Genomic DNA, 19,235 nt, shown 5'->3' with positions numbered 1-19,235 from the left:
GGTTATCGACAATCCATTGAAGGAGATCGCCATGACAATAAATGTCGAACCGCCCAGGCTCTATCCCACGTTGCGCTACCGCAATGCAGCCAAGATGATCGACTGGCTGGGCGAAGCCTTCGGCTTTGCCGTTCATGCCCGCTACGGCGAAGGCGACATTGTCCATCACGCCGAACTGACTTTTGGCTCCTCGATGATCATGCTGGGCACTGCACGCGACGACAAGTTTGGCCAGATGATCGGTGCACCGGGCCCGGGTGGCGGCAGATCGATCTATGTTGCCGTCGACGATGCCGATGCCGCTTATGCCAGAGCCAAAAAGGCCGGCGCCGAAATACTGGAAGAACTGACGGACCGCGATTACGGCAGCCGCGAATTCATCTGCCGCGATCCGGAAGGCAATGTCTGGTCGTTTGGCACCTATTGGCCCAAGGCCACCGAACCCGCCAGCTAACGCGCCAGGCCAAAGATGGCGTCGCAGTCGAGATGAGTTTCCAGCTCGGCTGCGACCTCGTCCAGCGCCCGTTCGACCTCGGCGCGATAATCGATGCCGCCGCCTTTCACGCCAAGGTTTTCCAGGAATTTCGCCCGAAAAGCGTCGGCGGAAAACAGCCCGTGTAGATAGGTGCCCGATACCTTGCCGTCGACTGAGAAAGCGCCGTCAGCGGCGCCGTTGATGACGGCGGACGGCCGCAGCGTGTCCGGACCGGTGGTGCGGCCGAGATGGATCTCATAGCCTTCGAGCGGCAGGTCGAACTGCAGCGAGCGCGCGCTGACATTGCGCACCGTCTTTTCAGGCTCCATCACCGTTTCGACGTCGAGCAGGCCGAGCCCTTCCGTCTCGGTAACGCTGCCCTCGATGCCGTCGGGATCGCGCACGACACGGCCGAGCATCTGGAAGCCGCCGCAAATGCCGACGACGTGGCCGCCGCTCTTGCGGTGGGCAAGCAGGTCGCGGTCCCAGCCATTCTCGCGGAATCTTAGGAGATCGCCGATCGTCGACTTCGAGCCGGGAATGATCACCAGCCCGGCATCTTCGGGGAGGTGTTGACCGGGCGGCACGAACACAACCTCGACCTGAGGCTCGGCCTTGAGCGGGTCGAGATCATCGAAATTGGCGATACGCGAAAGCATCGGCACGGCGACCTTCAGCGCGCGTTTCTCGCCGGACGCCAGGCGTTCGAGCACCACGGAATCTTCAGATGGCAACCGCGCCGCCGCCTTCAGCCACGGCGCGACGCCAAAACAGCGCCAGCCGGTAAAGCTCTCGATCGCCTTGATGCCGTCATCGAACAGCGAGACATCGCCGCGGAACTTGTTGATGAGATAGCCGACGATCATGCGCCGGTCCTCTTCCGGCAGGATCAGATGAGTGCCGACGACCGAGGCGATGACGCCGCCGCGATCGATGTCGCCGACCAGAATCACCGGCACATTGGCGCGCGTCGCAAAGCCCATATTGGCAATGTCTCGGCTCCTGAGATTGATCTCGGCCGGCGAGCCGGCGCCCTCGACGATGACCAGATCGGCGCCCTCGCCGACCTTTGCCCAGGAGTCCAGCACGGCATCCATCAGCCGGCCCTTCAGCGCCTGGTAGTCGCGTGCCCTCGCCTCCCCAAACACCTTGCCCTGCACCACTACCTGCGCACCGATATCGGTCTGCGGCTTGAGCAGCACCGGGTTCATGTGGATGGAGGGCGCAACACCACAGGCGATCGCCTGCAGCCATTGGGCGCGGCCGATCTCACCGCCGAGTCTGTCGCCCGGAATATCGGCAACGGCGGCGTTGTTCGACATGTTCTGCGGTTTGAACGGCCGCACCTGCAGCCCGCGTTTCCTGGCCGCGCGGCAGAGGCCCGCGACCAGCACTGTTTTGCCGACATCGGAGCCCGTGCCTTGCAGCATGATCGCCTTGGCCATCAGTCCTTGCCCTGCACCGTCGTTCCGGTGATCGTGGATTTTGCCGCCAGCGGCCCGCCACGCCAGATGTAGAGCGCCAGCAGCGGCTCCTTGCCGGTGCGCATGGCGTGGCTGACATCAGAGGCGTGGTGGATCACCTCACCCGCCTCGCGCGTGCGAAAACCGCCTTCGCCCATGCGCCATTCGGTGCCGCCGGTCAACGGAATGTAGATCTCCTCGGCGACATGATGATGGTCGGGATAGACGATATCAGGTCCAAGGATCAGCAGACCGGCCGCGACCTCGTCGTTGACGAAATGGCCGCGCGTGCCGAATACCTCCAGCCAGCCGTAATTGTCGATGAAAGTCTTGCCGAAATCCGCCTCGCTGTAGGTCTGCCCCCAGCGCAGTTCGCCGCGACGCTCCGCAAGCAGCCGCGCCAGCGGCTTGGCGTTTGCCGGAGCGAGCTCGGCGATACGGTCGAGCTGGCGCAGGCAGGCGAGCGGATGCGGCTCGAGCCGACGCGCCGGCATGGCCCAGCCGATCCGGGCCACGGCATCGCGCACCAGCGCATCATCGAACCTTTCGAGATAGGCATGGAAACACTCGAGCAGTTCATCGAAATCTGTCGTCACGCCTTGCTCCACACACGCATTCGCGCACGGCCGCTCCCAGATGGTTGGATGCAGACGGTCGGCTTGCGCGGCGGCATCATTGGTCTAGATTGAACCGCGCGCAAAGCCAAAAACGACAGGCCAGCCGGCCGACAACATCAGGGAGCACGCCATGGACGCCGCTGTCGATGCGGGCACCAGCCAGTTCGAACTCAACGAGGACCAGCGCGCCATCCAGGAGATGGCCGAGGCCTTCGCCGCCGACCGCGTCGCGCCGAACGCGCTCGACTGGGACCGCAACAAGCATTTTCCGGCAGACGTGATCCGCGAGACAGGCCCGCTCGGCCTCGGCGGCATCTATATCAGCGACGATGTCGGCGGCTCGGCGCTCGGTCGGCTCGACGCCGTGCTGATTTTCGAGGCGCTTTCGCGCGCCGATCCGGCTTTTTCCTCCTTCATCTCGATCCACAACATGGTGGCGTCGATGATCGACCGCTTCGGCAGTGACGAGCAGCGCCAACGCTTCCTGCCGAAGCTGACTTCGATGGAATGGCTGGCCAGCTATTGTCTGACCGAGCCAGGCTCGGGATCGGATGCTGCAGCGCTGAAGACGCGCGCGGTGAAAAGCGGCGGCGATTATGTGCTGAATGGCGCCAAGCAGTTCATCTCAGGCGCCGGCGACAGCGACCTCTATATCGTCATGGCGCGCACCGGCGCCGACGGGCCGAAGGGCATTTCCACCTTCGTCGTGCCGAAGGATGCGCCCGGCCTGTCTTTTGGCGCCAACGAGCACAAGATGGGCTGGCACATGCAGTCGACGCGCCAGGTCATCTTCGAGGACTGCAAGGTGCCGGCGCAAAACCTGCTCTCAGTCGAAGGCGCCGGCTTCGGCATCGCCATGGCCGGACTCGACGGCGGCCGCCTCAACATCGCCGCCTGTTCGCTGGGCGGCGCGCAATCGGCGCTCGACAAGGCACTGGCCTACACCGCGGAGCGTAAGGCTTTCGGCTCCAAGATCAACCAGTTCCAGGCGCTGCAGTTCAAGCTCGCCGACATGGAGACCGAGCTGCAGGCGGCACGGATCTTCCTCTACGCCGCCGCCTCGAAGCTCGACCGCAAAGCTCCCGATGCCTCGAAATGGTCGGCGATGGCCAAGCGTTTCGTCACCGACATCGGCTTCAATGTCGCCAACGACGCGCTGCAACTGCATGGCGGCTACGGCTATTTGCACGACTACGGCATCGAGAAGCTGGTCCGCGATTTGCGCGTTCACCAGATTCTCGAAGGCACCAACGAGATCATGCGCGTCATCATCGCACGCGCCCTGATCGGCCGCTGACGGCAAAACCGGGAGAAAACGATGACCACCATCGCCTTCATCGGCCTCGGCAATATGGGCAACCCGATGGCCGCCAATCTCGTCAAGGCTGGATATGCCGTCCACGGCTTCGACCTGTTGCCGGAGAACCTCGTCATCGCCAGGGACCATGGCGTCGTCATCATGGCCAATGCCGTTGCTGCGGTGAAGGCGGCCGATGTGGTCATCACCATGCTGCCGGCAGGCAAGCACGTCCTGTCGGTCTACGAAGACATCGCGCCCAAGGCGAAAAAAGGCGCGCTGTTCATCGATTCCTCGACCATCGACGTCGAATCGGCACGAAAAGCCCACGCCATTGCCGCCAAACATAAGCTGCTGTCGATCGACGCGCCGGTTTCCGGCGGCACCGGCGGCGCCGCAGCCGGCACACTGACCTTCATGGCCGGTGGCTCGAAGGACGCATTCGCCAAGGCCGAACCCATCCTGAAGCCGATGGCCGGCCGCATCGTCCATTGCGGCGATGACGGCGCCGGACAGGCGGCAAAGATCTGCAACAACATGATCCTCGGCATTTCGATGATCGGCGTCGCCGAAGCCTTCGTTCTGGCGGAAAAGCTCGGCCTGTCGCATCAGGCGCTGTTCGACGTCGCCTCGAGCTCGTCGGGCCAGTGCTGGTCGCTGACCACCTATTGCCCGGTGCCCGGTCCGGTGCCGACATCGCCGGCCAACAATGGCTACAGGCCGGGATTTGCCGCAGCACTGATGCTGAAGGACCTGAAACTGTCGCAGGAAGCCGCGCAAAGCACCGGTGCGGTGACGCCGCTCGGCGCCGAGGCAGCCCAGCTTTATGCGTTGTTCAACGCCCAGGGACATGCCGCTGCCGATTTTTCCGGCATCATAAATTTCCTGCGCGGTACCCTTGCGTAATGCATGTCGCCCAAAAGCTTGCGCTCGGGCTTGACCGTCCCTTCAGACGCGACGCGCTTAAGCCTCGAACTCGACGGGCTTTTCCGTTCCCGGCAAAGAGAAACATCGGAAATTTAGATTTGCTTAATCTATCGATAACCACCCGGTAACGATGTCCCTGTAGAACGGAGTGCGAGGCGGCATATCGCATCCGCCCGGCGCTCCGGATCAGGTCTCGCGTACCGGAGCCCGTAAGTTTCGCAAGTGTTCTGTTAGCGAAGCGCCATGCGTATCTGGCAAAGCCGCGTTCCCGATGGAGCGCGGTTTTTGCGTTTCGGAACGGCACCGCGCAAGAGCTGGCACAGATGTGGAAAGGGCCGCTGATCCGGCCCTTCGATAGTGCAAGTCATGACCCTGTACGGCCAATTGGGGAGAGGACTATGCGAGCCTCTTCTCAAGTTGCTCCACCCAATCGAGTTGCGACCAGTTTGCCGTCCATCATCATCGGGATGATTGCCAGCTTCTTTTCTTCCAGGAATTCCAGATCGGCGCTGCCTTGATTGAGGTCCATCAGCTGCTCGACTTTTCCATCCGGATGAATGCGAAAGAGCGCCCCTGCGACCCAATCCGTAACAAGCCAATTTCCTGCTCCGTCCGGTTCTAGACCATCTAGATTTCCAACAGGCTCGCCGGACCCGATGTCAGAGATAGCCTTCGTGTTCAGGTCGATCGCGATCAGATGGCCGGGTGTCTTGGACGAAAAATCCGACTGGATATCGCGACCCCAGCCGGCGACGAGGAGGCGACCATCTTCGACGCGCAGACCGTTCGGATGCAGGAGATCCTCGCTCTCCAGCCAGACGGTGAGAGCATCATTGTCCAGAACATAAATCCTGTTCGCCAGCATGTCGGAAGCAAAGACGCGACCCGCCTCGTCGACGGCGGGGTCATTGAGGAACTGAGCGCCTTCTGCGGGCCACGTTCCGGTGATCTGACCGCTCTCGACGTTGACGGCCATAAGCCGATCGATGTCGTGACGAAAAGCGTATCGCCTTGCATCACCAATCCCTTGGGCGCATTAAACCCGGTCACCCATTCGGCTGCCTGCAACTTTCCGTCAGCCGAAACTTTCGAAAGGTATCCGACCCCATCCTTGCCGGCGGGCTCGCCAACAATGTTGGAAACGTAGAAGACGTTCCGCTTGGTGTCGAAAAGTACGCTCTCGGGGGCCTTTAAGCCGTCAAGCGACCAGACCTCCTCCGCTGTCGCGGGTGACCCTGCCACTCCTAGTAGTAGAATAGAAAATAGAACTGACTGAATCCTGATCATGATAGCCTCCCTATGTTGTTTTTTTGACCTATTATGTAAAACGCAACCGCAAATTGCGCAGGCGATCTTGCAAAGCTTACGGTTGACGCTTCGATTGCTCTGACAAGTTCGTTTGCCAAGCAATTTCTGCTTAGCCTCGCCAACCTTACAATTCCCCAGATGAATGGCAGTTCCAACGTCAACTGTTCTTGGAGCCGTACTGCGGATGAAAAGCACTCCGCACATCCCGTGACGCTGTACTCTGGCGGCGCGCGAGAGGCTGGTGTTCGAAAGCGACGCCTAATCGAAACGCCAGCCTGTCGCCTTGCGCTGACGGCCGATGCGGTTCGCCGAAGGCATCATCGGCTCGAGGCTCGGATCGTCGATATTGCCGTACGGCCGGGGATGTGCAGGTGCTCCCCTTAATCAACTTCATTCCAAGCTGCCCTTCACACAGCCTGGATGGCCGCTATCTGCATCTTGAATCCAAATACTGGAGGACAGCATAATGAAGCATGTTCTCGCACTGCACTCTTCATCGGCGCCGGATCGCTGTTTGCCACGTCAGCCTATGCCGAACCGCCGGACCATGCCCGCAACGATGACGCAAAGCCTCCATCCCGCTCATCCAGGGCACCTGTCGAGCGGCCGCGAATACCCAGGAAGACCTGCCACTGAGTTCCACGAGAGCCTGGAGGCGGAAGGAGAGCCGAGCTTTCCGACCGGTCCGGGTGGGTGGGCCGAGCAACAGAGCGACGGCGCTAATGCCCAGCGTAGCAGCACCGACGCAACGGCCGACAACCAGGGCAGGTAAACACAGGTCCGGACGGACAAGGTATCGCGGCGATGGACGAAGCGATCGCCTCCTAGCAGCCGGTGAGCGGCTCCTCCAAGGTGTAGGAGACCTGCCGCGCTCACGACCGATCCTCGCCCTGGCGAGATCTTCGGCAGAATGCGGTATTCAAACACCGGGCGTCCGGTTGCAGGACGCCCGGCCATCGTTCTATCTTACAGCTTGCGCAAATCCGCCTGGGCCAGATCAAGCGCCTTGGCGATGCGCTCGCAGGCCATGTCGATCGTCTCACTGGTCCAGATCAGCGGCGGCGACAGGATCATCGTGTCGCCGGTGGCGCGCAGCATCATGCCCTGGGCAATTGCGTGGTCGCGGACAAGCACGGCCGCGCTTCCGGCCGGCAGGAAGCGCTCCTTGGTCGCCTTGTCCCTAACGATTTCGATTGCCCCCATCAGCCCGATCGAGCGCACTTCGCCGACCAGATCGTGACCGCCAATGTGCTCCTGCAGCGCCTTGGCGAAATAGGGTCCGGTGTCGTTCTTGACCCGGTCGACCAAACCCTCCCGCTCGATGATCTCGAGGTTCTTCAGCGCCACGGCGCAGGCCACGGGGTGGCCGGCATAAGTATAGCCATGATTGAACTCGCCGCCCTTCTCGACCAGCGTCGCGGCGATGCGGTCACCGACCAGCAGCGCCGACAGCGGCTGATAACCGGAGGTCAGCGCCTTGGCGGTTGTGATGGTATCGGGCTCGATGCCGAAGGTCTGAGCCGCGAACCACTCGCCCGTTCGACCATAGCCGGTGATGACTTCGTCCAGCATCAGGAGGATATCGTATTTGCGGCAGATGCGCTGCACTTCCGGCCAATAGCTCATCGGCGGTATTTTCACGCCGCCTGCACCCATCACCGGCTCGCCGATGAAGGCGGCGACCTTGTCGGCGCCGGCGTCTAGGATGGCATCCTCGACGGCCTTGGCCGCGCGCAGGCCGAAATCATGATCGCTTTCGCCTGGCAGAGCCAGCTCATAAGCATAAGGCATCATCACATGGACGATGTTGGGAACCGCGCCGTTGAGCTGCTTGTGCATCGGCTCCATGCCACCCAGCGACGCGCCGGCGATGGTCGAGCCGTGATAGGCCGTCCTGCGCGAGATGATGCGGTTCTTCTCCGGCTTGCCTTCCAATGCCCAATAGTGGCGGACGAGGCGCAGCGCCGTGTCATTGGCTTCCGAACCAGACGAGCCGAAGAACACCTGGTTGACGTGCTTCGGCGCCAGTTCCGCCAGCTTTTTGGCCAGCAGCACCGGCGTCGGGGTCGAGCATTTGAAGAAGGAGTTGTAGTAAGGCAGTTCCTTCATCTGGGCGTAAGCCGCGTCGGCCAGCTCATCGCGGCCGTAACCGATGTTGACGCACCACAGCCCGGCCATGCCGTCGAGGATTTCCGTCCCTTCGGAATCGTAGATGAACGGCCCGTTGGCGTGGGTGATGATGCGCGAACCGGCCTCGCGTATCTCCTTGTGGTCGGTGAACGGATGAAGGTGATGCGCAGCATCGATCTGCTGAAGCTGCTTCAGCGAATAATTCTGATAGGTCATGTCTGATCTTCCCTCTTGAACCAATTCGGCAATGGCAGCCGGGGCGGATTCGTCAGAGGAAGGCGGGCGGCGAATAGCCGATGCGTGCGCAAAGCCGCAAAAGCTCGGCGCGAAGCGTGCGCGGCGACGGCGTCACCGCCACCCCAAATGCGCAACATGTCCTCATCCGAGCCATGGGCTGCACCTTAGGCCGTCTGACGCGATCAGTTCAAGCCGTACAGTTCAAGCCGTTCCGTTCAGCGCCCGTTGCAGGAAGACATACTTCATCGCCGCCTGCGCCGCTTGCGGCCGGCGATCACCGCGCCCGCCATGGCCGCCCTCGGTTTCCTCGAAGAATAGCGTCTTCGTGTGGCCGGCAGCCTGCAGCCGCCCGGCCATCTTGCGCGCATGGCCGGGATGGACGCGGTCGTCGGCCGTCGATGTGGTCAGCAACACCGGCGGATAGGCGGCATCGGTCTCGACATGCTGATAAGGCGAGTAAGCGGCAAGCCACGCGGCCTCTTCAGGCTTCGCTGGATCGCCATACTCGGCCATCCAGGATGCGCCAGGCGGCAGCTCGGTATAGCGCAGCATGTCGAGCAGCGGCACATCGATGATCACCGCCCCGAAAAGCTCCGGATGCTGGGTCAGCGAAACGCCGGTCAGCAGGCCGCCATTCGAGCCGCCCTGGATGCCGAGCGTGGCCGGCGTGGCGATGCCGCGTTTCACCAGGTCTTGCGCGGCCGCTATAAAATCGTCGAAGGCATTCTGGCGATTGGCCTTGAGCGCGGCCTGGTGCCAGTTCGGGCCGAACTCGCCGCCGCCGCGGATATTGGCCTGCACATAGGCATTGCCTTTTTCCAGCCACAGCCGACCGCGCACGCCGGCATAGCCTGGCAGCAGCGGCACTTCGAAGCCGCCATAACCGTAAAGCAGCGTCGGCACCGGCCCGTTCTGATCGCGCCGCCTGACGACGAAGTAAGGGACCATGGTGCCGTCTTTCGAGCGCGCCTCGAACTGTTCCGAGACAAGGGATGACGCGTCGAAGCGCGCCGGCTGCGATTTCACCGTTGCCAGCGTCGCAGCATTGTCGTCCGACCAGATGATCGAGCTCGGCGTCAGGAAGTCGGTGAAGGAGAAGGAGACGCTGGAGCCGAAACGCTCGGCGTGGCTGATGCCGACATTGCCGTTTTCAGGTAAGGCTACCGGCTCCAGTGACCAGCCGCTGCCGCTGCGATCGCAGGCGACGACCTTGCCGCGCACATTGTCCATCAGGTTGATGAACAACCGGTCTAGCGTGCGGGCGATGCCGGCGATCGAAACACGACCCGCCGGCTTGAGCACGGTTTCGACAGGTCCCAGCGCATTGGTCTCGATCCAGCGCGCGAAATCCAGCGAATAGAGGCCGTCGGGTCGGCACAGCGTGCCGTCCGGCGCTGTCCACGGGCTGCGCACCCCGAAGACGAGCTGATCCCTGAACAGCGCCGTGTCGGTGACGTCGTCCGGCAGCGGGATGCGCCTGTTTTCGCCGGAAGGCAGCCGCAGGAAGCTGTGCGAGGCAAAGAAGTCGAGCGTCCGGGTCAGGAACAGATACCGCTTGTCGCCGTCGAACTCGAGGGAACCGCCGGCGGCGAGATCCTGCTTCTGCGCCTCGAAGATCGGCGTCGCATCCTCCAGCCTGGTGCCGCGCTGCCAAAGCTTGACCACGCGCGGATAACCGGACTGGGTTTTTTCGTCCTCTTCGAAGGCAGCCGAGACGATGACCGTGTCCTTGTCCAGCCAGATGAAGCCTGACTTCGAGGCAGGAGCACGAAAGCCGTCCTCGACAAAGGACTTGGTTTCGATGTCGAATTCGCGCATCTCACTGGCGTCGCCGCCATCCGGCGACAGGCTGAGCAGGCAGCGGCTGAAATCGGGGTAAAGCCGGCTGGCGCCGCTGAACACCCATTTCACGCCCTCTTTGGCCGAAAGACTGTCGAAGTCGATGATCGTCTCCCAATCCGGCTTCTCGGTCTTGTAGGAAGCGACCGTCGTGCGCCGCCAGAGGCCGAGCACGTTGGTCTTGTCCTGCCAGAAATTGTAGACGTGGCCGTTGAGCGCAGAGCCGACCGCAATGTTGTCTTCGGCCGTCATCAGGTCGAGCGCGGTTTGGAAGTAGGCCTGGTAGGACGGATCGCCCTGCAATTCACCTGTTGTAACCTCGTTCTGACGGTGAACCCAGTCGAGCGCTTCCTTGCCTGTCCTGTCCTCCAGCCAGAGAAAGGGATCTTCGGCCGATGATTTCGGCTGCGTCTTTGTGTTCGGTTTGGTCATGTGGTCTCCGAAAATTCGTCAAGCTCGGTGCCACACATCGGCATGGCGCTATCGAGATTCAATTGAAACACGTAAAACGAACGGCCTCCGCAATCACCATGCGTGGGGTGCAAGGAAACTTCATGCAACGTCTCTACATTGCGAATGAGAAGTTTGATCCGGTCAACGGCACAGGATGGAAGGAGTACATCCAGTGGTCGGGCCTCACCCAGTTGACCGAGGTCGTCACGCTCGACGGGGTGCTTTGCCCGGTCGCACTGGGAGAAACGAAGGACAGCTACTGGCCTCATATTGTGAACGAGGACTACATGCTCGATTTCTTTGTGGACCTGGACTTCCTCCTTTCGGAGTTGGCGGATCCGGGCGACTTGAATGTCCTCAATGTGATCCGAAGACCGTCGGTTGACGTGCGTTCACTCGACTGGAACGGATTTACCTTCCTGGGCTACGACTTGTTGGATCAAGACGTCTCCATAAGCGCTTTGACCAACTGCGGAGGATTTCCTGACGTGTTTGCGAACAAGGAACTGTCTGGCGTTGGATTGATACCCGACTTTGATCGTGCCGTTGAAATTCGAGACCATCTACGCGGGATGCATCCCTCTGAATACCACGCCAATTGTGATTTATGGGCGATTTCCAGATGGCAAGGAAATGAAGGCACCCCGCAATTGTATTAGACTGCTCGCCCCCGCAATACGGTTGTGACCGCCAGCGCCAGACAAATGGCGCCAAGCGTGATCGGCAGGCCGGCAGCACCGAGAATATCCATGGCGCCGCCCGCCAGCGGCGGCACGGCGATGCCGCCGACTCCCCACATCAGCGAGAAGGCGGCATTGCCGGCGACCAGCGCCGAGCCGGTGAACCGCTCGCCGAGCTCGATGATCGACATCGTATAGATACCGTAGGAAACCGCACCCCAGACAAAGACGCATGGCCAGATCAGCGGCGTCTCGATGAGAGCCGGCAACAGCACGCATCCGAGCAGCGTTAGGGACACACAGATAAACCGCACCAGACGCGCCGTCAGCCGTTCCGCCAGCAGGCCGAGCGGCACCTGCATGGCGATGTTGCCGGCAATCATCATCGACAGCAGCGCCGACATGCGGGCTTCGGTGATGTTGTAATAGGTTCCGTAGACCGGAAACAATGCCAGAACCGCCTGTTCGAAACCAGCGGCCACGACAACCGCCGACAATAGCAGCCATGCCATCGGCATGAACCCCATAACCGAAACCCGGTGCCCGGCCTCATCGACCTTTGGAAGCCGTCGCAGCACCAGCGCCAGGCAGGCGCCGCAAAAAACGAATGCGGCGATGCCGACGAGAAACGGCGGCCAGCCTTCGGTGCCGACGGCAAGCAGGCACAGCGGGCCGGCGGCGAAACCAGCCGAAATGACTGTGGAATAGACCCCCATCACGCGGCCGCGGCGCAACGGCGGCGCCAACGCGATCACCCAGATCTCGCTCAGCACATAGAGTGGATTGGTCACCACGCCGATCAGGAAGCGCAGAGGAAACCACAGATAGACGTTTTGCGTCCAGCCGATCAGCGCCAGCATGATCGCGGAAAGAGCTGCGCAGGTGAGCGCCGTGCGCCCCGCCCCGAACCGGCGCGCCAGCGCCGGGATCAGCGGCGACGAGACGATAAAGCCGACCGGCGTCATTGCCGCCGAGAGGCCGATCATGGCCGGCGAGACGCCCTGGCGCTGCAGGATGAAGCTCAACAGCGGATAGCTCAGCCCTTGCGCGATGGCGAACACCGAAACGGTGGCGATCACGCCGGTGATCGCCGCCCACTGCATTGTCTCGCCGCTGTTCTCTTCCGCCAGGTCCATGATCCGCACCAATAGGGAACCTGCACGATTAGCGTTTCGGCGGCGTGCCGGGAAGCACCGGCGGCAAGAACCGCTTGCGCCAGCCAGAGGATGAAGTGTTCAAGAGCCCCGGCGCTTGAAGGACCGGTACAAGGCGAACGCCACCAGCAGCACGTCGACCCTGGTTGGCGCGGCGCGGTCCGCGCGTTTGGCGCCATTCAGACCACTACGGAAAATACCGGGCAATCGCCCCCTTCCTGCCCTCCGCGTAAGGCTTCAGCCACTTGTCGTCGATGGAGAGCCCGTCATTGTCCGACGGTCCTTCTCCAATCGTTCTGCGCCAGGCGCGGAACTTGTAGTGGTCGAACACGTCGAGCATATGCACCGCAAAGGCCGCAGCAAACGTCTTGTCGCCTTCCACAATCACCATGTTCTCGTCGTTTTCATAGGACGCCTTGTAGCCAAGGTTGTGGCTGCCGGCGATAACAGTCGCGTTGTCGGCCATCGGATCGATGATGACGATCTTGTCGTGCACGATCGCATGGCCGACGGTCAGCACTTCCGCCTGGAAATCCCGCGCAACGGAGGCCCCCGTGAGGTTGGCCGCCCTGACGATTGAGACGTTCGGCGCCTCCCAGACCTTCTCCGGAAAGACAAATGGCGATTTGCCGTCCTTGTTCGATTTGCGGGTGACTGGGTCCCTGGTCGGGGCAACGTAGTTGGGCATGGCGGTGTGATCGCTGATTGCGCCTTGCACGATCAGCTTTGGGTTCGCCGTCGCCGCCGCGACCGCCTGATCGATGACCGAATTGTTGCCAAGCCGCGAAGGATTGAACACGAGAAAGAGCACCGCCTCCTTCGCCGCCTTGATCCGTGCGAAAACGTCTTCGAGATCGACAGGCCGCACCGAGATGTCCTTGTTGCTGCGGTCGGGATCGTTTGGCGAGAACCAGATGGTGGTCCCATTGACATGGTTCGGTGTGCGATTCTTCAGGCGAAACGGCTTGCCTTGCTTCTGCGCCACACGTCCGGGAGCACTTTCGCTCGCGGGCGGCGGGAACACGTCGGCCTTCATCCGCTCCCAATAGGCATCGAACACTTCGGCCATGGCAGGGTCGTCGCGGATAAAGGCGTTGTTGGACTGTCCGCAAATGCCCGTCGACGTCCAGTTGGTGCTGCCGGTCATGACCGCTTGCGGATTGCCCTGGGCATCGCGGTAGACGGCAAATTTGTTATGGCCGATATGGTTGTTGTTGAACAGACGGTCGGTCAGCACGACGCCCGCCTCGCGCAGCCGCTTTCTGAAGGGCGCGTTGCCCGCGTCCCAGGCCTTCGTTTGTTCATCCCTGCCCGAATTCGAAAGAATGACGTCGACGACATCCTTGGCGTCGATGATCGCGTCGCACAGCTCGTCATCGCCAAGTTCATAGAGGGCAAGCCTGACAGTGCCGCCCTCGGCCTTGGCCCGTTTCATCAGGCTGGTGAGCAGATCCGGTACCTCGCCGTGAAGATAGGCGCGTATCTTGCTGCCGGGACGCTGAAGCTCGGCCCTGATCTTATCGCGCTGCCCGACCTTGATGCCGGCGTCTTCCAGGGCGCGCGACAACCATTGCGTCGAGAGCACGCCGTTGGTGAAGGCGAGCCGCGCCTTGCCGAACATCGATCCCAGAAAGATGGTCGGGCTGACGGCACCTTGTCCGAGATAGCCGAGCGGCCGCGCCGCGCCGGTATAGGCTTTCTCGGGGCGCACCGGCACCGGATCGAGGCCGGGCCGCATGTCGCCGATCGGACGCACTCGGTAGGCGACCATTTCGCCATCCGGCCTGATTTCGAGGCTGTCGCGGCGCCGCCGCACCGTAAGATCGCGCCAGAATGTCTTCTGCACCGGCCAGACGCCGGTATCCTGCGGAATCCAGTCCTTGTTCCGTTGCCCTTTGAAAGGCACCCAGGACGCCAGACAGCGTTCCTCGCCGGTGCCGGGATAGATGCGGACGATTTCGAAGCCGAGACAGCCGTCGATCATTCCGTCAATATCCCAGGCAATGAAGGCGACTTCGTTGTTGGTCGCTGCACGCACGCTGACAACATCCGACACAGAAATAGTCTCCCTCAGGGCGGTTTTATTCAATGTACTTACTCAATATGACGTGATCGCAACGTGACATGTTTCACAGTTCGGGCACAGACCTGGTTTCGCCCTGGTGCGTCCGGCTGGCGAACGTCCATGTCGCTTCCCTCGTCCTAGTGGTCGCCGCCTCCGCAATGGCGGGACGGCCGGCGGTCCATTATGCCGCCGCACTGTCGCAGCGTACGAGGACTATCATGACCGCCGCCCTTCATCCCGCCGAACCGGCATCGGCAAACGAGCGCGCCCGTCGCGGCGGCCGCGCGGGAAAGCGCGCCGGCGGATCGGCGGCGTTCGAGCAGCCGCCTTTCCGTCAGCTGAAAATCCCGCTGACGCCGACCAGGCTTGTCTCCGAAGACGAGTTGGAATCGATCCACCTCGCCTCGCTACGTGTTCTCAGGGAAATTGGCGTCGACGTGCTGCACGACGAGGCAAGGCGCATCATGAAGGCGCATGGCGCGGATGTCCGCGAAGGCAGCGAGCGGGTGCGCTTCGACAGCGACATGATCCTCGAGCTGGTTTCGCACTGCCCGTCGGAATTCACCATCCATGCCCGTAATCCAGCGCACAATGTCCGCTTCGGCGGCGACAATCTGATCATCTCGATGATGGCGTCGGCACCCAATTGTTCCGACATCGATCGCGGCCGCCGGCCGGGCAACCAGCAGGACTACCGCAACTTCCTCAAGCTCGCGCAAATGCACAACATCCTGAACTGCACGGGCGGTTATCCGGTCGAGCCGATCGACATCCATCCTTCCGTCCGGCACCTCGAATGCATCCGCGATCTGAGCGTGCTCACCGACAAGGTGTTCCACATCTATTCGCTCGGCAAGGAGCGCAATGTCGACGGCATCGAGATCACCAGGATCGCGCGCGGCATCAGCGACGAACAGCTTCTCGAGGAGCCATCGGTGTTCACCATCATCAACACCAATTCGCCGCTCAAGCTCGACGTGCCGATGATGGAAGGTATTATCCAGATGTCGAGCAAGGGCCAGGTCGTCATCGTGACGCCGTTCACCCTGTCGGGCGCCATGGCGCCGGTGACCATCGCCGGCGCGCTGGTGCAGCAGAATGCCGAAGCGCTGTCCGGCATTGCCTTCGCCCAGATGGTGCGCAAGGGCGCGCCCGTCGGCTATGGCGGTTTCACCTCTAACGTCGACATGAAGTCCGGCGCGCCGGCCTTCGGCACGCCGGAATACATGAAGGCGCAATTGGTCGGCGGCCAGCTCGCCCGCCGCTACAACATCCCCTACCGCACCTCCAACACCTGCGCCGCCAACACGGTCGACGCGCAGGCGGCCTATGAAAGCGTGTTCTCGCTGTGGGGCGCCATCCAGGGCGGCGGCAATCTGATGATGCATGCGGCCGGCTGGCTGGAAGGAGGCCTGCGCTGCTCCTACGAGAAGACCATTCTGGACATCGATCTGCTGCAGATGGTGGCCGAGTTCCTGACCCCGCTCGACCTCTCCGAGGAGGCCCTCGGCTTCGACGCCATCCAGTCCGTCGGTCCGGGCGGCCATTTCTTCGGCACCCAGCATACCCAGGACCGCTACAAGACCGCTTTCTATTCGCCTATCATCTCCGACTGGCGCAATTTCGAGACCTGGGCGGAAGCCGGATCGCCGACGGCTTTCGAAAAGGCCAATCGGGTCTGGAAGGAGCGGTTGGCCTCCTATGAAGAGCCGTATATGGACCCGGCTATCCGCGAGGAGCTCAACGCCTTCGTCGACAAACGCCGGTCCGAAGGCGGCGCGCCGACCGATTTTTGAATATCTGTATTGGTTTGATGAACAGTCGACCGCCACTCCGTCGAGCGTCGCTCGACACCTCTCCCCCGGTCGACAGGGTAGAGGGAGGGCGTGAGATCATTCCAGCCGGCGCCCTTCTCCACTTTGTGTTCACGCCCCGCTCACTCGATTCAATCTCTTCAAAAACGGAACTATCTTCATGAAATCTCATGCAAAAGCGGTTGTCATCGGCGGCGGCGTTGTCGGCTGCTCGGTGCTCTACCATCTGGCCAAGGCCGGCTGGACCGACATCATGCTGATCGAGCGCTCGGAGCTCACCTCCGGCTCGTCCTGGCATGCGGCGGGCGGTTTCCATACGCTCAACGGCGATCCCAACGTCGCCAAGCTGCAGGCCTATACGGTGCAGCTCTACAAGGAGATCGAAGAACTTTCCGGCCAGTCTTGTTCGCTGCACCTGACCGGCGGCGTGATGATGGCCGACACGCCCGAGCGCATGGACTTCCTGCGCCTTGCCCACGCCAAGGGCCGCTATCTCGGCATGGACACCGAGCTGATCACGCCGTCCGAGGCCAAGGCGATGTTCCCGCTGATGGACGAGACGAATTTCGTCGGCGCCATGTGGGATCCGGTCGAAGGCCATCTCGACCCTTCCGGCACCACCCACGCCTACGCCAAGGCGGCCAGGAAGCTCGGCGCCGAGATCGTGCTGCGCAACCGCGTCGTCGAGCTGACGCAGGAAGTCGACGGCACCTGGAACGTCGTTACCGAGCAAGGCACGGTGAAGGCCGAGCATGTCGTCAACTGCGGCGGCCTGTGGGCGCGCGAAATCGGCCGCATGGTCGGTGTCGAGCTGCCGCTGCTGGCTATGGAGCATATGTACCTCTTGACCGAGCCAATGCCGGAGGTTGAGGAATTCAACAAGTCGACCGGCCGCGAGATGATCGGCGTGATGGACTTCAAGGGCGAAATCTACACCCGCCAGGAACGCAACGGCATCCTGCTCGGCACCTATGAAAAGGCCTGCAAGCCGTGGTCGCCGATCAACACGCCGTGGGATTTCGGCCATGAGCTGCTGCAGCCCGACATCGACCGCATCGCGCCGTCGCTCGAAATCGGCTTCAAGCATTTTCCCGGCATCGAGAAGGCCGGCATCAAGCAGATCATCAACGGTCCCTTCACCTTCGCACTGGATGGCAATCCGCTGGTTGGTCCGGTGCAGGGCCTGACCAATTTCTGGTGCGCCTGCGCCGTCATGGCCGGTTTCTCGCAGGGCGGCGGCGTCGGCCTGGCATTGTCGAACTGGATGGTCCATGGCGATCCCGGCTTCGACGTCTGGGGCATGGACGTGGCGCGCTTCGGCGAATGGGCGACGCTGCGCTACACCAATGCCAAGGTGCGCGAAAACTATTCGCGCCGCTTTTCCATCCGCTTTCCCAACGAGGAACTGCCGGCCGCGCGCCCGGCGCAAACGACGCCACTCTATGACACGATGCTGGCCAACAACGCCGTCATGGGCGATAGTTGGGGGCTCGAAACCCCGCTCTGGTTCGCACCTGAAGACACGGAGCCGAAGGACATCGTTTCCTTCCATCGCTCCAACGATTTCGGCCCGATCGGCGAGGAAGTGCGTGCGACCCGCGAGAAGGTCGGCGTCACCGAGATCGCCAACTTCGCCAAATACGAAGTCTCCGGGCCGGCAGCCGAGGATTTCCTCAACCGGCTCATGACCAACCGCATGCCGAAGACCGGCCGCATCGTGCTGACCCCGATGCTGAACGAGTTCGGCAGGCTGATCGGCGACTTCACCATCGCCAAGGCTGGTGAAGAGCGCTTCATGATCTGGAGCTCGTCGGCGGCGCAGAAGTATCATATGCGCTGGTTCGAGAAGCACCTGCCGAGAGATGGTAGCGTCCGCATCCACCGCTTCGACCAGACGCTTGTCGGCCTCTCGATCGCCGGGCCGAGATCGCGCGATCTGCTGCAGAAGCTTGTTGACGTGGATATTTCGACCAAGGCTTTCCGCTTCATGGATTTCCGCGAGATGGCGGTTGGCGGCGCGCCCTGCATGGTCAATCGCATTACCTATACCGGTGACCTCGGCTACGAAATCTGGATGGCGCCGGCCTACCAACGGCTGGTCTACAAGGCGATCAAGGATGCCGGTGAAGAGTTTGGCCTCGTCGATTTCGGCATGCGCGCCTTGCTCTCGATGCGCCTGGAAAAGAATTTTCCGACCTGGTTCCGCGAGTTGCGCCCGATCTACGGGCCGTTCGAAGGGGCTATGGATCGCTTCATCAAGCTGGAGAAGAACGACTTCATCGGGCGCGAAGCGGCGGCCAAGGAACAGGCAGCAGAACCGAAACTGCGCCGTGTCTCTTTCATCGTAGATGCCGCGGATGCCGACGTGATGGGCGACGAGCCGATCTGGGCCAAGGTCGGCGGCAAGGATTTTGGCACGGTGGAAAAGCCGCACGGCTATGGCGCGCAGCGCTTCGACACATCAGGCAAGGAAGTGCGCGGCTCCAGGGCCGCGGAAGGCGCCTCGGCCGTGCGCGGCATCGTCGACGGCGACTGGCGCGTGGTCGGCTGGGTCACCTCCGGCGGCTATGCCCATTACGTCCGGAAATCGATGGCGCAAGGCTATGTGCCGGCGGCCTTGGCCGGGAACGAGAGCGCCGGACTGTTCGAGATCGAAATCCTCGGAAGCCGGCGCCCGGCCCGCATCAATGTCGAGCCGCCTTTCGACCCGAGCGGCGAGAAGATGCGGACCTAGAGCAGCGGACCCAAAGGCCTGGCCTCGGGCCTGACCCGGGGG

General features: G+C 62.0%; 13 protein-coding genes. 6 read left to right on the top strand and 7 right to left on the bottom strand.

Annotated features, from left to right (window positions below; genetic code table 11):
* Positions 1-31 precede the first annotated feature (31 nt).
* Positions 32-454, top strand: a complete 423-nt coding sequence (locus IHQ72_RS18200) for a VOC family protein (RefSeq protein WP_258116328.1) — start codon at positions 32-34, stop codon at positions 452-454.
* On the opposite strand, the gene IHQ72_RS18195 is transcribed toward IHQ72_RS18200, so the two are convergent.
* A complete protein-coding gene (locus IHQ72_RS18195; RefSeq protein WP_258116327.1) occupies positions 451-1,920 on the bottom strand; it encodes a cobyric acid synthase in 1,470 nt (489 codons plus the stop codon). The two genes, IHQ72_RS18200 and IHQ72_RS18195, sit on opposite strands and share 4 nt — an antisense overlap.
* On the bottom strand, positions 1,920-2,534 hold the full coding sequence (locus IHQ72_RS18190; protein WP_258116326.1) for a dimethylsulfonioproprionate lyase family protein: 615 nt from the start codon (positions 2,532-2,534) through the stop codon (positions 1,920-1,922). The genes IHQ72_RS18195 and IHQ72_RS18190 overlap by 1 nt, the downstream gene beginning before the upstream one ends.
* 151 nt (positions 2,535-2,685) lie before the next feature.
* Between IHQ72_RS18190 and IHQ72_RS18185 the strand changes: the two genes are divergently transcribed.
* Positions 2,686-3,852 (top strand): isobutyryl-CoA dehydrogenase, encoded by a 1,167-nt coding sequence (locus IHQ72_RS18185; protein ID WP_258116324.1) that lies wholly within the window; start codon positions 2,686-2,688, stop codon positions 3,850-3,852.
* Between the two features lie 21 nt (positions 3,853-3,873).
* Positions 3,874-4,758: a 3-hydroxyisobutyrate dehydrogenase gene (gene mmsB / locus IHQ72_RS18180; RefSeq protein WP_258116323.1), complete on the top strand. Its 885-nt coding sequence runs from the start codon at positions 3,874-3,876 to the stop codon at positions 4,756-4,758.
* A 433-nt stretch (positions 4,759-5,191) separates the two neighbouring features.
* On the opposite strand, the gene IHQ72_RS18175 is transcribed toward mmsB, so the two are convergent.
* The 3 genes from IHQ72_RS18175 to IHQ72_RS18165 all read right to left on the bottom strand — a co-directional run bounded on the left by IHQ72_RS18175 (position 5,192) and on the right by IHQ72_RS18165 (position 10,725).
* Entirely contained in the window at positions 5,192-5,755 is a 564-nt protein-coding gene (locus tag IHQ72_RS18175; RefSeq protein ID WP_258116322.1) for an SMP-30/gluconolactonase/LRE family protein, read from the bottom strand.
* Positions 5,756-7,053: 1,298 nt separating this feature from the next.
* Entirely contained in the window at positions 7,054-8,433 is a 1,380-nt protein-coding gene (locus tag IHQ72_RS18170; protein ID WP_258116321.1) for an aspartate aminotransferase family protein, read from the bottom strand.
* 222 nt (positions 8,434-8,655) lie between these two features.
* Positions 8,656-10,725, bottom strand: coding sequence for a prolyl oligopeptidase family serine peptidase (locus IHQ72_RS18165; RefSeq protein ID WP_258116320.1), 2,070 nt, complete (start codon positions 10,723-10,725; stop codon positions 8,656-8,658).
* Between the two features lie 122 nt (positions 10,726-10,847).
* Between IHQ72_RS18165 and IHQ72_RS18160 the strand changes: the two genes are divergently transcribed.
* The gene (locus IHQ72_RS18160; RefSeq protein ID WP_258116319.1) at positions 10,848-11,405 is read left to right on the top strand and encodes a hypothetical protein; all 558 of its coding nucleotides are present in this window, start codon (positions 10,848-10,850) and stop codon (positions 11,403-11,405) included.
* Here IHQ72_RS18160 and IHQ72_RS18155 read toward each other — a convergent pair.
* Together IHQ72_RS18155 and IHQ72_RS18150 are read right to left on the bottom strand one after the other, a co-directional pair.
* Positions 11,402-12,562 (bottom strand): MFS transporter, encoded by a 1,161-nt coding sequence (locus IHQ72_RS18155; protein WP_258116318.1) that lies wholly within the window; start codon positions 12,560-12,562, stop codon positions 11,402-11,404. The two genes, IHQ72_RS18160 and IHQ72_RS18155, sit on opposite strands and share 4 nt — an antisense overlap.
* Positions 12,563-12,767: 205 nt before the next feature.
* Complete coding sequence (locus IHQ72_RS18150; protein WP_258123679.1) at positions 12,768-14,636, bottom strand: phospholipase D-like domain-containing protein; 1,869 nt, start codon at positions 14,634-14,636, stop codon at positions 12,768-12,770.
* A 227-nt stretch (positions 14,637-14,863) separates the two neighbouring features.
* Here IHQ72_RS18150 and IHQ72_RS18145 point away from each other — a divergent pair, with 227 nt between their 5' ends.
* Both IHQ72_RS18145 and IHQ72_RS18140 read left to right on the top strand, forming a co-directional pair.
* On the top strand, positions 14,864-16,441 hold the full coding sequence (locus IHQ72_RS18145; RefSeq protein ID WP_258123875.1) for a trimethylamine methyltransferase family protein: 1,578 nt from the start codon (positions 14,864-14,866) through the stop codon (positions 16,439-16,441).
* A 178-nt stretch (positions 16,442-16,619) separates the two neighbouring features.
* A complete protein-coding gene (locus IHQ72_RS18140) occupies positions 16,620-19,193 on the top strand; it encodes a GcvT family protein (protein ID WP_258123678.1) in 2,574 nt (857 codons plus the stop codon).
* Positions 19,194-19,235 lie beyond the last annotated feature (42 nt).

Source organism: Mesorhizobium onobrychidis, assembly GCF_024707545.1.
Classification (GTDB): Bacteria; Pseudomonadota; Alphaproteobacteria; order Rhizobiales; family Rhizobiaceae; genus Mesorhizobium; species Mesorhizobium onobrychidis.
The sequence above is the reverse complement of the archived record's forward strand: the minus strand, read 5'-3'. Positions and strand labels throughout refer to the sequence as shown.

Excerpts from the sequence above, each read along its gene's own strand:
- IHQ72_RS18140 (WP_258123678.1), top strand. The coding sequence starts at position 16,620 with ATGAAATCTCATGCAAAAGCGGTTGTCATCGGCGGCGGCGTTGTCGGC.
- IHQ72_RS18145 (WP_258123875.1), top strand. The coding sequence starts at position 14,864 with ATGACCGCCGCCCTTCATCCCGCCGAACCGGCATCGGCAAACGAGCGC.
- IHQ72_RS18160 (WP_258116319.1), top strand. The coding sequence starts at position 10,848 with ATGCAACGTCTCTACATTGCGAATGAGAAGTTTGATCCGGTCAACGGC.
- IHQ72_RS18170 (WP_258116321.1), bottom strand. The coding sequence starts at position 8,433 with ATGACCTATCAGAATTATTCGCTGAAGCAGCTTCAGCAGATCGATGCT.
- mmsB (WP_258116323.1), top strand. The coding sequence starts at position 3,874 with ATGACCACCATCGCCTTCATCGGCCTCGGCAATATGGGCAACCCGATG.
- IHQ72_RS18195 (WP_258116327.1), bottom strand. The coding sequence starts at position 1,920 with ATGGCCAAGGCGATCATGCTGCAAGGCACGGGCTCCGATGTCGGCAAA.
- IHQ72_RS18175 (WP_258116322.1), bottom strand. The coding sequence starts at position 5,755 with ATGGCCGTCAACGTCGAGAGCGGTCAGATCACCGGAACGTGGCCCGCA.
- IHQ72_RS18165 (WP_258116320.1), bottom strand. The coding sequence starts at position 10,725 with ATGACCAAACCGAACACAAAGACGCAGCCGAAATCATCGGCCGAAGAT.
- IHQ72_RS18185 (WP_258116324.1), top strand. The coding sequence starts at position 2,686 with ATGGACGCCGCTGTCGATGCGGGCACCAGCCAGTTCGAACTCAACGAG.
- IHQ72_RS18155 (WP_258116318.1), bottom strand. The coding sequence starts at position 12,562 with ATGGACCTGGCGGAAGAGAACAGCGGCGAGACAATGCAGTGGGCGGCG.
- IHQ72_RS18200 (WP_258116328.1), top strand. The coding sequence starts at position 32 with ATGACAATAAATGTCGAACCGCCCAGGCTCTATCCCACGTTGCGCTAC.